The organism is Niallia sp. FSL W8-1348, assembly GCF_038006745.1.
Taxonomy (GTDB): domain Bacteria; phylum Bacillota; class Bacilli; order Bacillales; family Cytobacillaceae; genus Niallia; species Niallia alba.
In genome coordinates this window covers 1,510,893-1,526,404 of record NZ_JBBOVV010000001.1, presented here as the reverse complement: position 1 = coordinate 1,526,404, position 15,512 = coordinate 1,510,893, and the positions used below count along the sequence as shown (strand labels likewise).

Below are 15,512 nucleotides of genomic sequence, written 5' to 3'. Positions count from 1 at the left end.
GCCTTTAGAAAGGTAATTACTTTTTTGGCTCTAAGTAGAGTAAACAATTAAACTGAAAATTATGACACTATTTACGCAACACTAGTGAGTAAACGAAGGTAAATAATTTTAAAAGGTGAGGAGATTCATACTAATGAAGAGATCTTTATTATTTTTGTTATCTTTACTTATGTTATTTGTTGCTGGATGTTCGTCTTCTAGTTCAGGAGGCGCATCAGGTGATAAAGATACACTTACAATTGCCTGGCTCCCTAATGAATCAGGGGCTGATCTTACAGAAGCACGTGATGAAATTGGAAAAATTATTGAAGAAAAGACCGGGAAAAAAGTAAAGCATCAAACAACAACGGATTATATCGTTGCAATCGAAGCAGTTGCAAATGGAAATGCCGACATGGCGTTCTTAGGTGCACAAGGTTACATAGAAGCACATAACAAAAACGATAAAGTACTCCCACTTGTTGTACCAACTGGTGCTTCAGGGACTTTAGATGATGCTGTATACTACAGCTGGTTAGCAGCTGAAAAGGATAATGCGGATCAATATAAAGAAGGCGATGGATTTGCAATTGACAATATTCAAGGGAAGAAATTTTCATTTGTATCCAATAGTTCAACGTCAGGATTTAAAGTTCCTTCCACAGGTATTGTTGATTATTTCAGTGAAAAAGCTGAATTCAAAGATTTAACGGCAGAAGATTTACTTGAAGGCGGAGACGGTAATTTCTTTAGTGAAGTACTATACGGCGGTTCCCACCAAGGTTCTGCAGTCAACCTATTATCAGGGAAAGCAGACGTAGCAGCATTCTGTGATACATGTGTAAATAATTATGTAGAATTAGAAGATGGAGAAGAGAACAGACCAGGTGCGATTTATAAAGTTAAAACAGATGCTGCTGAGCCTTTTAATACTGTTACAGGGAAAGAATTTCAACTTATTTCCGTTACACCAGTATTGAATGCGCCATTTGTCGTAAACACAGACAATATTAGTGAAGATCTTCAAGCACAGCTTCTAGAAGTTATGACCTCAGATGAGATTACAAACAACGAAAAAGTTTTTGTTCCGGAAGACTCTGAGTTCTCAGGATTATTTAAGAAAACGGCGGACGAGCGTTTAGTTGAAGTAAAAGATGAATGGTTTAATCCGATTCGCGAGCTTTCAAAATAAATGGATATAAGGAGAGTTAATCGATGACAACCTTACTAGAAATCAATCATGTGTCCAAGCAATTTGGAAATGATACAAAGGCGTTATCAGATATTAGCTTCTCTGTAAACGAAGGGGAGTTTGTTTCCATCATCGGTCCATCTGGAGCGGGGAAATCAACTCTCCTTCGCTGTATCAATCGAATGATTGATGCATCAAACGGAGAGATTATCTTTGATAACAGCAACGTCCTGAATTTAAAAAAGAAGCAATTAAAAATGGTTCGTACCAAAATTGGGATGATCTTTCAACACTATAATTTAGTGAATCGTTTGAGTGTAATCGAGAACACCTTGCATGGAAATCTAGGCAAAAAATCAACACTTGCCGGAGTCTTAGGTCTTTATAGTCAAGAAGAGAAGGAACAAGCGGTGGAGATTTTATCCGTGCTAGGGCTACAAGAACATATGTATAAGCGAGCGGATCAATTAAGTGGAGGACAAAAGCAGCGTGTTGGTATTGCACGCGCCCTTATTCAGAATCCGCGAATGATGCTATGTGATGAGCCAATTGCCTCACTTGATCCCAACTCCGCTAAGGTCATTATGGATCTTCTTCAGAATATTTCATCGAAAATGGGCATTACCGTATTAGTCAACCTCCACCAAGTGGACGTAGCACTAAAATACTCTGATAAAATCATTGGGATTAACAGTGGCCAAGTCGTGTATAACGGCTCTCCAAACAATATCACCAAAGAGGATATTCAACGTATATACGGTTCGGAAGCGGAAGATCTCATTTTTGATGTAGGAGGCATCTATGCAAGCTGATTTCTTTGCAAAAAAGAGAAAAAGTTCCCTTCGTTTTTTTGTTGTTTTAGCTGCTATTACAATATGTGCCATTATCATGACAGAATACAATGTAGTCAAAGGTTTTGAGTCTCTCCCACGGGCTGTTACATGGGCTTTGGGGAATTTTTATCCAACACAGGAGTCTTTAGTAAAGCTTCCCAATATATTAAAAAGCTTGGTGGAAACCTTATTAGTTTCCATTGCGGCAACGACCATTGGAGCAGTATTTGCAATATTGTTTGCCATTATGGGTTCCAATACGACGAAAATCAATGGCTTCTTTGGAAGTATTAGTCGTGGCATTGCAACGATTTTTCGAAATATTGATGTCGCTGCCTGGGCAATGATTCTCCTTTTTTCTTTTGGACAAAGTTCCTTAACAGGCTATTTTGCGTTGTTTTTCGGTTCATTTGGATTTTTAACAAGAGCTTTCGTAGAGACGATAGATGAAGTAAGTGAAGGATCGGTCGAGGCACTAAGAGCAACAGGCGCTAACTATTTTTCAATCATTTTTCAATCTGTAATTCCGTCTAGTCTTCCCCAAATGATTAGCTGGGTACTCTTTATGATTGAAACAAATATCCGCAGTGCCACATTAATAGGTTTGCTTACTGGATCGGGAATTGGCTTTACATTTAATCTCTATTATAAAAGCTTAAACTACGATATTGCTTCACTAGTAGTTATTACAATTGTTGTCTCTATTCTTTTAATAGAATCTATATCTAACTATGTAAGGAGGGTGATTCTATAATGGTAGTTAATAAGCAAGTGGCTGTAGAAGAACAGCTAGATAAGCAAGAACCATCAAAACGCATAAAAATTAAAACGTTAACGAAATCAACCGTTATGATCAGAATCACTCTTTTAGCATTAGCGATTCTCACGATTTATGCTTTTTATAGCTTTGACTATAAAGAGATTGATTTTGGAGAAGCAATGTTCGCGACCTTTGCAAACTTAAAAGCTATGTTTTTTGAAGCACATTTTCAGCATTTTACATTTACGCATGCTCTTTACCAAGTTTTAGTAACGTTAGGTCTTGCTTTTTTAACCACGATATTTGGTGCAATTATTGCGGTCGTCTTAGGTTTATTAGCAGCGGAAAACTTAACATCGAAACGAGTGTCTGTCATTATTAAAGGAATGGTTGCTTTTATAAGAGCGGTGCCGACCGTTTTATGGGTGTTGATTTTTGCTGTCGCAGCAGGTCTTGGTAGTGTTGCCGCTGTTATTGGGATGACGTTTCATTCTGTCAGTTATTTAGTGAAGGCCTACTCTGAGTCTTTTGAGGAACTAGATAATGGTGTGATTGAAGCACTTCAAGCAAGTGGAGCAAACTTTTGGCAAATCATTTTTCAGGCGGTTATTCCATCTTCCCTCACCTATATGATTTCTTGGACATTTTTACGCTTCGAAATTAACTTCGCAGTCGCTGTTGCGATGGGAGCAGCTGCCGGTGCAGGCGGAATCGGCTTTGATATGTTCATGGCAAGCAATTTCTATTTAGATATTAGAGAAATTGGAACCATTACTTTCTTTATTTTAGCAGTAGCCATTCTCCTTGAAGTCTTTGCGACAAGGTTAAAAAGGAAACTTCGAGTAAAAGGATGATTTAAATAGAATTTGGGTGCAGCACTCATCCCTTAAAAGGGAGGGTGTTTTTTGTTATCTTTTAGGTGGGAATATTTTCTGTAGTTAGCGGATGAGAAGAACTGGATATTTTAGCGCAGAAGCTATAGTATATGAAGAAGGCAGACTGAGGAAAAATAGAAGTAGTATTTTTAATAGAGAGAAAATAGGAGTTAATATAAATGAAAGATAAACAGCAAAATACGATCGCGAAGTTGAAGGTTGGGCAAACCTTTCCATTGACGATAAAGCGTTTAGGGATAAATGGAGAGGGCGTCGGTTATTTTAAAAGACAGGTTGTTTTTGTACCAGGTGCTCTTCCTGGAGAAGAAGTGGTAGTGGAAGCAACTAAGGTTCAGCCTAAGTTTTCGGAAGGAAAGGTAAAGAAGATAAGAAAATCCTCTCCTTTTCGTGTACAAGCACCATGCCCTATTTATGAACAATGCGGGGGATGCCAGCTTCAGCATTTAGCCTATGATCAGCAATTACAGGAAAAAAGAGATATTGTTATCCAATCATTAGAACGCCATACAAAGCTGAAAGTCGATAAATTGGATATTCGTCCAACTATAGGTATGGAAGATCCATGGAATTATCGCAATAAAAGCCAGTTTCAAGTGGGACAGCAAAAAAGTGGTGCAATTATTGCAGGTCTATACGGACTTGATTCCCACCGCCTCATTCCTATCCAAAATTGTATGGTGCAGCATCCGTTAACGAACAAGGTATCAGAAGAGGTTCGAAAAATCTTAGAAGAATTCCAAATCCCAATCTATGACGAACGTAAACAAAAAGGGATCGTCCGTACGATTGTAACTAGAGCAGGATTTAATTCAGGCGAAGTTCAAGTCGTGCTTATCACTACCCAAAAAGAAATGCCAAGAAAAAAACTAGTGATGGCAGAAATCCAAAAAAGATTACCAGAAGTGAAATCATTAGTCCAAAACATAAACGGCAACAAAACGTCTCTTATTTTTGGAGAAAAAACAATCCACTTAAGTGGGGAAGAAGTTATCCAAGAAACATTAGGAGATTTAAACTTCGAGCTGTCTGCAAGAGCGTTCTTCCAATTGAATCCTGTGCAAACAGTAAAGCTGTATGATGAAGTGAAAAAAGCAGCTGCTTTAACAGGAAAAGAAAAAATAGCTGATGCATACTGTGGGGTTGGAACAATTGGCTTATGGCTAGCAGATGGAGCAAACGAAGTACGAGGCATGGATACCATCGAAGCAGCGATCACAGATGCGCAAAAAAATGCAGATAGACACGGTATCAAAAATGCAACCTATGTAGCAGGAACTGCGGAACATTGGCTGCCACAGTGGGTAGAAGAAGGCTGGCGTCCAGATGTAGTTGTAGTCGATCCGCCGCGAACAGGTTGTGATCGTAAATTATTAGACGCGATTAAAAAGGTAAAGCCGAAGAAGTTTGTGTATGTCTCTTGTAATCCCTCCACATTAGCAAAGGATATTGATTATTTGTCTAAGGATTATAAAGTGGAGTATTTACAGCCAGTGGATATGTTTCCGCATACGGCGCATGTGGAGTGTGTGGTGTTGATGTCAAGGGTGTTGTAACCCAATAATAAACTCCTGACATTCATAACAAACTTGTAGCAAAATAAAAACAAAGTTCTGATACTTCTGTGGAAAACGTGTGGATAAAGATGTGAATAAAAAGCAGGATGAAAGAGGGTGGGAACAGGAATCCCATCCTTTTTTGCATGAATGAAAAAGCGGGAGAAAGTAGGGTGGAAACCTTACGGTTTCAGGGTTGGATAGAAAGTGTGAGGGGTTCGTAAGAACCCCAAAAGCATGAAAAAGAGTGAGAAAAAGCAAGAGAAAAAGACAGGAAGAAAAGCAAGAAATACCACGACTTTATTATCAAAAAAATAAAGTCGTGGCAGAAAAAAGTGAGAAGAAAATTGAGAAAATGATGGTTTCGTGCAATACTTTATTTTAACTCGTAACGTAGGAATGCGGGTTTGAATGGGATTTTTTAGCAGTACATTATTATGGTTGTACAGGTGTTGTAACCCCAAAATAAAGTCCTGTACTTTATAAAAAAGTCGCAACATCTTTTATTTCATGTTTAAAATAAAGTTCTGTATCAAAAATCCCTGAAACCCTTGTCATTACTCGGTTCCTGGCATCCTTATTTCTACTCTACTTCTTTTTAAATCGAAAAAAACGTGAACAAAAAGCGTGAAAAAAGGGTGGAAAAACGGTCAAAACGAGATCGGAAATGTGTGAAAATGAGGGGAAGATAGCGTGACTTTATTTTAAACGCCAACGGTGGAATGCGGGTTTGCGTGGGGTAAAGATGTGGTGAGTTTTTTTTAAATGGACAAAAATAATAATTGAAACCCTCGAGAATGCTTGTTTGACGGCATTTTTGAGGGTTATTTATATGTCTGAAATCGAGATGTGGGCGAAATTTTAGGTGTTACGCCGCCCACATCCTCCAGTATCCCTTTTTGATTTAGTTGTTCGGAAACAGTGACCACATCAATAACCCTTTATACTCTTTAATTCTGGTTTTAATTCTTCCTCTGGAATAAGTAATGATAAGGTTTTGAATAGTTTGTCATCACCTTTGTTGCTTAACTCTGCTGCTAATTTATTTACATACCAATTAGGTGCTCCTGTCGCAATTAATCATATCGGCACATGTTTCAACAGATTTTTCAAAGCGATAAATAAATACAACTTCAATATATCTTTGTCCATCTTTCGAGTGCGGCTTAATGACTTCTAATTTTTGAAATAGGCACGAGATTTACTGGTGTTCCATACAATTATAAATTGTTATACACAACTTCCAGTAGCTTGATAATATTGTCTTGACGTTGAAACAGTTCGTCCTGACGTTGAAATAGTTTGTCAAGAGTTTTCGTTATACTTTGAATGGCATTACCTGTGCCATAAAGTTTATTCTGGAACTCTACAAGCCCTTGCTTTATCTTTTCAATTTTATTGTCAATTACATCGGCGTATGCGAGCCATAGTGTAAATTCGTACATAAAAGGATTAGATTAGTCATGCCTAGGTCCAGTTTAAAAAATTGGGTATTGCTAGGCCTAGTTTCGTATTGCAAAAAATGTGCTATTGCCGTTTATTATTTTCAGGATAGTATTTAACAACAAGAGTCAAATTGAACAGTTGTTTTTCAGTCTTTTTTCATATCGAGAAACATATACTCAGTAAGAATGACTTTAGAATAGGAGGATATAAATGACAAACAACAACAACCTGTTAAGCTTTTATGATCCATATGTTTATCAGACATTAAAAACCATTGTTGGTAAATTGGTTACTGTCCAAACCATAAGAGGTAGCGTTCGTGGCTCATTGAAAAATGTATTGCCAGATCACATTGTTGTCGAATCTAACGGAACTCCCTTTTTTATTCGTACCCAGCAAATTATTTGGGTTTTTCCTGGTTAACAAAAAGAAAGTGGAGGGGAAATAATGTTTAAAAGAATAAATAAATTGGCAATTGAACTTCCTATACCCGCACACGGCGATATGAATGCTGCAGCAGCAGTACAAGAACTCTTGGGTGGCAAGTTTGGGGAGATGTCTACCTTAAATAACTATATGTTTCAGTCTTTTAACTTCAGAAATAAAAAAAAGCTAAAACCATTCTATGAGTTAGTGGCAAGCATTACAGCAGAAGAATTTGGTCATGTAGAACTTGTTTCTAATACGATTAATTTGTTATCGGTAGGTAATACTTTTCCAGGGAATCCGGATATCACTCCACTTCAAAATGGAAAGGATGCGAGAAACACCTACCATTTTATTTCTACAGCTCAAACGGCTATACCAGGTGATTCAATGGGAAGACCTTGGACTGGTGATAATGTTTTTAATAGTGGAAATCTGGTTTTAGATTTAACACATAACTTTTTTCTAGAGATTGGTGCACGTACACATAAAATGAGAGTTTATGAGATGACTGATAACCCAGTTGCTAGAACCATGATTGGGTATTTACTTGTTCGTGGAGGAACACATATCCTCGCCTATGCGAAAGCAATCGAAATTGCTACAGGGATAGACTTGACGAAAATGCTTCCAGTTCCAAATCTTGATAACTCAAAATTTGATTATGCCAGACCGTTCATAGAAAAAGGCTTAAGCAATGTGCTATACACATGGAGCGAAACAGAATACAGGGATATCGGAATGATTTGGAAAGGAACAAATCCGGAAAATGGGCAACCGCTTGAAGTGAAAATTGGTACTCCTGAAGGCGGACCAATTCCAAACTTAGAGGAGTTACCTGAAGAATTTGCTCCTGGTATTACTAGGGACGATTATGAATTAATCAAAAAACGTCTAATGGAAAATTTATAATGGATTTTTTGTAGGAAAGTAAGCGTCAAACAGTCCCCACCTATTAAAAAAGATGGGGACTGACTTATAATCTATTTATCATGTTGAATAAGACAGCGAATTGAAAGACTATTTGACCAAGGAAGTACCTGAAAACCATTCTTCTAATTGAGTTAATATCTTCAAAGTCAAAGTATCTTGAGCGCACTCGGTTTACAGCTACATTTCCAACCATTAACATACCTAACTTTCCTTCTCCTTCAGCTTCTGCACGAATTAAACGTGCTAATAGTTTAACGTCTTCTTCAGTAGCTTTTATGACTGCGAAGGTGAATTTCCCTCCCTTTTATAAACATAAAAGAGGCTGGGACATAACTAGCTTCAAATAGTGAGAAAGGTGAATTTGAGGAAACTCAAATTCACCTTTCTCTATTTTGGTGTGTAAATTCTTTTTTTTTAGTTAATGGCCGTGAATTTTCTTAAATTCACAGCCATTAACGCGAGGCCCATTTCGTTTTCTACCTTCGATTTTCCTCGTACAGAAAATCGAGTGAAACGCAAATTAGCCTTCAAGAATCCAAAAACTGGTTCCACATCGATTTTGCGTCTTCGATAAATGGCACTTGTTTTCTCTTCTGAAAGCTTCGCTCTTACATATTCTTTTTGCTGTTCCCATTTTTCATTTACCATTAATTTTCGATTGTTGCCTTCTTTAGCTTTGGTACACGATGAACGGAATGGGCATCCCGAACAGTCTTCACACTCGTAAATTTTGAGCTTCCGTTGGAAGCCTGTGTGGTCATTACGGACAGAATAATATTGAAATTCAAGACGTTTTTGATTAGGACATGTATATGTATCGGTTTCTTCATCATACGTCCAGTTATCGGGATTAAATATGTTTTGTTTATACTTTTTCTTTTGTTCTTTCAAATACATACTATACGTAATAAGTGCTTCTCGTTTTCTATTCGAAAGGATATCATGAAAGTTTTGTTCACTACCGTAACCTGCATCTGCAACAATGTGTTTTGGTAACTCAAAATAATGCTGCTCAATCTCATCTAGAAATGGAATTAACGTACGTGTATCTGTTGGATTTGTATATATACTATAGGCAAGCGTATATTGACCTTCCGTTGCGATTTGTACATTATATCCAGCTTTTAATTGTCCGTTTTGCATATAATCATCTTTCATTCGCATAAACGTCGCATCTGAATCTGTCTTAGAATAGCTATTGCGTGTACCAAAGATTTCAAAGTCTCTTTCGTATTTTTGTTTACGTAGGACAAAATCAATCAACTGCTTGCGTAATTGTTTCGGGTATTTACGTTTATTTCTTAAGGCTTTTCGTTCTAGAACATCTGATGATGTTTCAATTTGTTTATCATATTCAGTTACGACATCGTCCACTTTTTGAACTAATTGAGCGAGTTCTTCCAATGATAACTGTTTATCGCTTTCACGTTGAATTTCAGGTATGATTTCACTCTCTAGTAGCTCATTGTATAGCTGGTTTGACTTTTCAATTAAATTTTGGTGATATTTTTCAATGGTTTTCTTCCAAACAAACGTAAATTTATTCGCATTTGCTTCAATTTTTGTACCATCGATAAAAATCGCTTCTTGATCAATAAGCTTTTCTTCAATCAATTGGCAACGGAATTGAACGAAACATTGACGAATTAAATCTTTCACTTCTGGTTGAATACGGAATCGGTTGATTGTACGGTAGCTTGGTTCATATCCTTGGGCTAGCCACATCATTCGGATACTGTCTTTTAATAGGGCTTCAATTTTCCGTCCTGAGAAGATAGATTGTGTATAGGCACATAAGATAATTTTAAGCATCATACGTGGATGATAGGCAGGACACCCCTCATTTCGTAGAAATGGTTCGAACGCTTCATGAGGGATACTTTCAACTAGATGATGGATATGGAAAGCAATATCATTATTTTGTAATTTTACTTCTAAATCTAAAGGCAAAACGAGTTGATTCATGTTATAATCTTTAAACATAAGGATCCTTCTTTCTGTATAATTTTGTTGTGGTGACTTAATTTTATCAGAAGTGGTCCTTATTTTTTATTTAAAATAATCAAAGCCGGTGAAATTTTACTTATCGTAAAATTTCACCGGCTTTTTCATTTCAGAGGTGGGTTTTGTCCCAGCCTCAAATGTAATACATTATTGTATGAGAAAAGATTTCTTAATATCATCGTTTAACTGCTTTAATATAAATTTTTTCTTATGAGAGGGTAAATGTACAGTTAAAATAAGTAAATCAACTAAATCTGGTTGTTCATTAGCTATTTCTTGCAAGTAATCTTTGCCGAACTCTTTCATAACAGGTAATAGTTTACTCATTTAGTGAAAGTCCACATCAATTTTCTTTTTGTTATCATTTGTTTTCTTTGGCATTCTGACTTCAAGAACACCGTTTTTATAGGTAGCTTTTACTCCTTCATTAGATACAGGGCTTGGCAAGGATACAGTCCTATGAAAGCTACCTGTATAGCGTTCTTTTCTATACATATTTTCTTCTTTAATCTCATTTGTTTTATTGATGGTACCGTTGATGCTTAACATATTATTTTCAATATCAATATTTACATCTTCCTTTTTCTCAAGACCTGGAATATCACATGAAGCAATTACTTCATTTTCAGTTTCATGCACATCAACTCTGATATTACCAAAATTATTGTTTTCCATCCCAAGATCTAGAGGGAAGTCAGAGAAAAAACGGTCAAAATTTCTTCTCATATTTGCTAGTTGTCTAAATGGATCATACGGTATTAATGACATACTAATCACTCCTTGTTTTTTTATCACATATATTTTCTTCTTAGAATTAAAAAATATACAAGGAAAGTTATGTATATAAGAAATTTTATATTGTGAAAAATATTAATGGTTAAATTTGGAGTATAAGGGGGATTTATGTGAATTTTTTTAAAAAACAGGCTAAGCAAATTGATGTTGAAAGTATTAAAAAACAATTATCTAACTCTCCTGATTTAGTTAATAGAACCGTAACAGTCGGAAATAAAACAACAATTGAATTGTACTTTTTAAAGATTCTTGTTAACCGTATATCAATAGAAAAAAATATTATTTCTTTCTTAAATAATTCTACATCTGAAGAAATTAATCTAAATTACTTGTTTGAACATTTACCAATTACCGAAGTTAAAGAACTAGTTGAAACAAATGATATTTCAAAGTATATATTGGATGGTTTCACTTTTATTTATTTCCCTTTTGAAAAAAAAAGGACTATTCGCTGGTGTTGGTGATCCTGTTGAAAGGTCACTTGGAAAAGCGGAAACTGAATCTCTTGTTTATGGTCCTAAAATATCTTTTACGGAATCATTATCCACAAATATTAAAGTATTAAGCATAATATTTCTAATCCTAATTTAGTAAGTGATGAAATAGAACTAGGTGAACGTGTAAAGCAGAAAGTAAGAATTGTTTATTTAAATGATATTGTTGACCCTGAGCTTGTTACCTCGATTAAGGATAGGCTAAATAATATAGATATAGATCATTTCTCAGTCACAGTGACGCCTCGAAAAATCTTGTTTCACATAGATGTTACACAGTCCATAACGTCCAACACTTAGAATATTGATTAATAAATAAGTGGCTGTAAAAAAGCCTATTTTAGGAACGGTTTTACCCAAACAAAAAACAACAAAAAGTTGAATTTAAAGCATTTTTTGGTTTATCTTTTCTCTGATTTAATAGTTTGGTTACTTTGTTTGCTTCATTTAATTTCCCAATTGTTCAGATGTTGTATAACTAATACAACGTTCCACGAACTCCAATACATCTTTGGAAATCGGAAATAGTCCAGTTTCCTGAGCAGGTAGTTTTCTTACTTCCCAAAATTTTTCGATTAAATCATCGTCCCCCTGAAACGTCACTTCCGATAGCTCTATTAACTTTCTAGCAATTTGAATTCCTTGTATTGATTCTGCCTGTATACCTTGGTTTATATAATATTCAATTTGTTTCAATAACAGAATATATTGATGAGTTATTTCATCATTATGACTAAGGCTTGGAATCGTTTGTTCTAAAAAAAATTGTTCATCATCTTGAAAATAGTCAATCCACTTTTTTGGTTTGCTTTGTGAAAGTTGAACAAGTTCGGTGATGTGTTCCCAAGATAGGTCTTTTTTTAAATCTATCATATTGATTAATGAAGTGGTGTTAGCTATGCTTGTTTGAAGTTTTGAAAGCTGTTCTTGTAAGTAATTGAAGTGTGAAATGAGTATTTGTTTATAAGAGAGCTTATCTAATAAATGGTGAATATCCTCTAATGATAGTGAAAGGGACTTTAGAATAATAATTTTCTCTAATTTAAATAAATCCTCTTCTGAATAGAATCGTCTTCCGTACTCATCTTTAAAACTAGGTGTAAGAAGTTTGATTTGATCGTAATAGCGAAGTGTTCGTTTGGATAAATTTCTCTGTCTACTAACTTCTCCAATAGACCATCGTTTCATGGTATCCCCCCTAAAAAAAGCTTGCAGGTTACGTTGCGTAATCTAATATAGTTGCATTATACCATATATAGGAAGAGGGATGAGGATGGAGAACAATCAGACTAATTGGAAAGAACAGGATCCATGGGGGAGTAAAGAATTTATTTTATTAATGATACTGGAGTTTATTTTTGTCCTTGGCTGTTTAAAGTTCATTGTTTCATCGATGTATGCACAATTTTTTAATAATGATTTATATGCAGGTACACTTATGGGGTTAACAATAGCGAGTGTTTTACTAACAGGTGTCTATTTTATTGCCCTCCGTCCAAAAGCACTTTCTTGGCGTGAAGTAGGAATAAAGAGGTTTTTTAAGAAAGATTGGAAGATAATTGTTGTATTTTCTGTTATTTTACTTATTGGCGCTATAATCATTGTTGTACTTACTAGTTTTATAGGAATTTCGTGGGAAAATGGTAAGACAGAATCACTAAAACAAAACGTAGATTTCTTTACAGTTTTTATTGCCTTTGTATCAGCGGCAGTGATTTCACCAATATATGAGGAAATTTTTTATCGTGGATTTTTATATCGCTGGTTACGCACTCGTATGGGGATTTTTGGAGCGATTCTAATTAGTTCAGCTATTTTTACTATTATCCATATCCCTACCTATAATGCAATGCCAGTTAATTTTTTCAGCGGTATCATTTTTGCGCTAGCGTATGAGCGAACGAATTCGATATGGCCATCTGTAATGATTCATGGTATTACGAATGGAATGATGGTTTTGTTGACAAGTTTGGGATAAAGATAGTTTTTTAGTAACCGAAACACGCCACAAAAGATATACTTTATCAAATAAAAAGGGGTACAAAAGATCACTTTGGTACCCCTCAATCATTATTTAAAACACTTTCGTAGTCCAATCCTCACAATTCCAAATATCGGTCGCAATTTCGCGATAGAAATCAGGTTCATGGGATACCATTAAGATGCTTCCGCGATATTCCTTTAATGCACGTTTCAGTTCTTCTTTAGCATCTACGTCCAAGTGATTGGTAGGCTCGTCGAGAATTAATAAATTTGTTTCTGTGTTTAAAATTTTACATAAGCGAACTTTGGCTTTTTCGCCACCAGAAAGCACTTCGATTTTACTTTCAATATGTTTCGTCGTTAAGCCGCATTTTGCAAGAGCAGCACGGACTTCTGCCTGATTCATACTTGGGAATTCGCTCCAAATTTCTTCGATACAAGTGTTGTAGTTGGACTCTTTAACTTCCTGTTCGAAGTAGCCAATGTGTTGATAATCACCGCGTTCCACTGTACCAGAAATTGGATTGATTAATCCAAGTATACTTTTTAAGAGCGTAGACTTACCAATACCGTTTGCACCAACAAAGGCGATTTTTTGTCCTCGTTCCATTTTCAAATTGAGTGGGCGAGAAAGTGGTTCGTTATAACCAATAACAAGATCTTCAGCCGTGAAAATCCAACGACTAGCAGCACGAGCTTCTTTGAATTTAAACTCTGGTTTTGGCTTCTCTTTCCCTAATTCGATAATGTCCATTTTGTCGAGCTTCTTTTGACGAGACATCGCCATATTACGAGTCGCAACACTTGCCTTGTTACGAGCGACGAAATCTTTCAAATTAGCAATTTCTTGTTGTTGACGCTTGTAAGCAGACTCTAACTGCTGCTTCTTCATTTCGTGTATTTTTACGAAGTTATCATAGTCACCAGCATAGCGATTCAACTCTTGGTTTTCCATATGATAGATTAAGTTAACAACACTGTTCAAGAATGGAATATCATGTGAAATTAAGATAAATGCATTTTCATATTCCTGTAAATAGCGCTTCAACCATTCGATATGCTGTTCATCCAAATAGTTTGTAGGCTCATCTAGTAATAAGATTTCAGGCTTTTCTAGCAATAGCTTAGCTAGCAAAACTTTTGTACGTTGCCCACCGCTAAGATCAGCTACATCTCGATCGAGTCCAACATCGTCTAATCCTAGACCACGAGCAACTTCCTCCACTTTTGAATTAATTTGATAGAAATCATTACTATCTAATGTTTCTTGTAGCTCCCCAACTTCTGCAAGTAATGCATCGATATCAGCACCCTCATCACCCATTTTTGCATAAAGGTCATTAATCTCTGCTTCAGCATCAAAAAGATATTGAAAAGCAGTGCTCAAAGCCTCGCGCATCGTCGTGCCTTTTTGAAGTACAGCATGCTGATCTAAATAACCAACACGAACTTTTCGTGACCACTCAACTTTCCCTTCGTCAGGTTGCAGCTTCCCAGTAACAATATTCATAAAAGTAGATTTACCTTCACCATTTGCCCCTACTAGACCAACGTGTTCCCCTTTTAAAAGTCGAAAAGACACATCATTAAAAATCGCACGATCACCGAAACCGTGACTTAAACCTTTTACGTTTAATACACTCATTTTTTTAACCCCTTCTTTTATATCACATGTAGATATCATACTAGATTTATATTAGATTTTCTAACTTGAAATTATTATTTGTGTAAAGTGAAATTCGATTTTGGAATTATACTTACTTGGTCATCTCACAAGTAGGATAAAAGTCTATTATACAATATGATAGGAGGTTTTCCTATATGGGAATTGTTGAATAAAAGATGAAATAATTGGTTGAGTCCTAAACTAAAATCTTAGGGAGTACATTCCATTGGTAAGGCGCAAAGAGAGAGCGTCCCAAACTTTATCCGAATATCCTTCAGGTAAAATAGTGGGAATTAGCATGATTTACCTTCAGTACATGTTCGGCGTTCACTTATAGTCAAGTAGAGTCTCCCGAAATAAACTATTTGACCTAAAAAAAGTGTAGACCATCCATACTCTCTATTAATTTTAAAAGGAAATGAGAGCGTTGACAGAGGATAAATATATTGGATAAGTAAAAGGGAGAGTAGGGATATGTTATGGAATTCGAGGAATAACTTAAGTCTTTCCTTAATTTAGGGGCATTTTCTTATGCACCTATACACACTAAAG

General features: G+C 35.8%; 13 protein-coding genes and 2 pseudogenes. 9 read left to right on the top strand and 6 right to left on the bottom strand.

The annotated features are described in order from the left end of the window. Window positions 1–133: 133 nt before the first annotated feature. The 7 genes from phnD to NST60_RS07155 all read left to right on the top strand — a co-directional run bounded on the left by phnD (window position 134) and on the right by NST60_RS07155 (window position 7,997). Entirely contained in the window at window positions 134–1,171 is a 1,038-nt protein-coding gene (gene phnD / locus NST60_RS07185) for a phosphate/phosphite/phosphonate ABC transporter substrate-binding protein (protein WP_016202328.1), read from the top strand. Window positions 1,172–1,194: 23 nt separating this feature from the next. After that, entirely contained in the window at window positions 1,195–1,983 is a 789-nt protein-coding gene (phnC, locus tag NST60_RS07180; protein ID WP_212119763.1) for a phosphonate ABC transporter ATP-binding protein, read from the top strand. After that, complete coding sequence (locus NST60_RS07175) at window positions 1,973–2,758, top strand: PhnE/PtxC family ABC transporter permease (protein WP_169187884.1); 786 nt, start codon at window positions 1,973–1,975, stop codon at window positions 2,756–2,758. The genes phnC and NST60_RS07175 overlap by 11 nt, the downstream gene beginning before the upstream one ends. Further along, complete coding sequence (locus NST60_RS07170) at window positions 2,758–3,618, top strand: PhnE/PtxC family ABC transporter permease (protein WP_016202331.1); 861 nt, start codon at window positions 2,758–2,760, stop codon at window positions 3,616–3,618. The genes NST60_RS07175 and NST60_RS07170 overlap by 1 nt, the downstream gene beginning before the upstream one ends. A 200-nt stretch (window positions 3,619–3,818) precedes the next feature. Further along, on the top strand, window positions 3,819–5,213 hold the full coding sequence (gene rlmD / locus NST60_RS07165) for a 23S rRNA (uracil(1939)-C(5))-methyltransferase RlmD (RefSeq protein WP_254416182.1): 1,395 nt from the start codon (window positions 3,819–3,821) through the stop codon (window positions 5,211–5,213). A 1,656-nt stretch (window positions 5,214–6,869) separates the two neighbouring features. Further along, window positions 6,870–7,082 (top strand): YuzF family protein, encoded by a 213-nt coding sequence (locus NST60_RS07160; RefSeq protein ID WP_169187916.1) that lies wholly within the window; start codon window positions 6,870–6,872, stop codon window positions 7,080–7,082. Between the two features lie 24 nt (window positions 7,083–7,106). Then, complete coding sequence (locus tag NST60_RS07155) at window positions 7,107–7,997, top strand: manganese catalase family protein (RefSeq protein WP_169187917.1); 891 nt, start codon at window positions 7,107–7,109, stop codon at window positions 7,995–7,997. Between the two features lie 127 nt (window positions 7,998–8,124). On the opposite strand, the pseudogene NST60_RS07150 reads toward NST60_RS07155, so the two are convergent. The 4 genes and pseudogenes from NST60_RS07150 to NST60_RS07135 form a co-directional block, all read right to left on the bottom strand. Continuing rightward, window positions 8,125–8,295, bottom strand: a pseudogene (locus NST60_RS07150) (cell wall hydrolase); the annotation flags it as partial. A gap of 137 nt (window positions 8,296–8,432) precedes the next feature. Next, entirely contained in the window at window positions 8,433–10,001 is a 1,569-nt protein-coding gene (locus NST60_RS07145) for an IS1182 family transposase (RefSeq protein ID WP_169187918.1), read from the bottom strand. A gap of 168 nt (window positions 10,002–10,169) precedes the next feature. Further along, window positions 10,170–10,349: a hypothetical protein gene (locus NST60_RS07140; protein WP_169187919.1), complete on the bottom strand. Its 180-nt coding sequence runs from the start codon at window positions 10,347–10,349 to the stop codon at window positions 10,170–10,172. Continuing rightward, window positions 10,350–10,790 carry an Hsp20/alpha crystallin family protein gene (locus tag NST60_RS07135; RefSeq protein WP_169187920.1) on the bottom strand — a complete coding sequence of 147 codons (441 nt, stop codon included), beginning with the start codon at window positions 10,788–10,790 and terminating at the stop codon, window positions 10,350–10,352. It abuts the gene before it with no gap. 137 nt (window positions 10,791–10,927) lie between these two features. Here NST60_RS07135 and NST60_RS07130 point away from each other — a divergent pair. Continuing rightward, window positions 10,928–11,611 (top strand): annotated as a pseudogene (locus tag NST60_RS07130) (spore germination protein). A gap of 147 nt (window positions 11,612–11,758) precedes the next feature. Here the strand turns inward: NST60_RS07130 and NST60_RS07125 are convergent. Next, the gene (locus tag NST60_RS07125; RefSeq protein ID WP_169187923.1) at window positions 11,759–12,499 is read right to left on the bottom strand and encodes a MerR family transcriptional regulator; all 741 of its coding nucleotides are present in this window, start codon (window positions 12,497–12,499) and stop codon (window positions 11,759–11,761) included. An 85-nt stretch (window positions 12,500–12,584) separates the two neighbouring features. Between NST60_RS07125 and NST60_RS07120 the strand changes: the two genes are divergently transcribed. Next, window positions 12,585–13,289: a type II CAAX endopeptidase family protein gene (locus tag NST60_RS07120; protein ID WP_016202642.1), complete on the top strand. Its 705-nt coding sequence runs from the start codon at window positions 12,585–12,587 to the stop codon at window positions 13,287–13,289. A gap of 96 nt (window positions 13,290–13,385) precedes the next feature. Here NST60_RS07120 and NST60_RS07115 read toward each other — a convergent pair whose 3' ends face one another. Then, window positions 13,386–14,939, bottom strand: a complete 1,554-nt coding sequence (locus NST60_RS07115) for an ABC-F family ATP-binding cassette domain-containing protein (RefSeq protein ID WP_254416184.1) — start codon at window positions 14,937–14,939, stop codon at window positions 13,386–13,388. Window positions 14,940–15,512 lie beyond the last annotated feature (573 nt).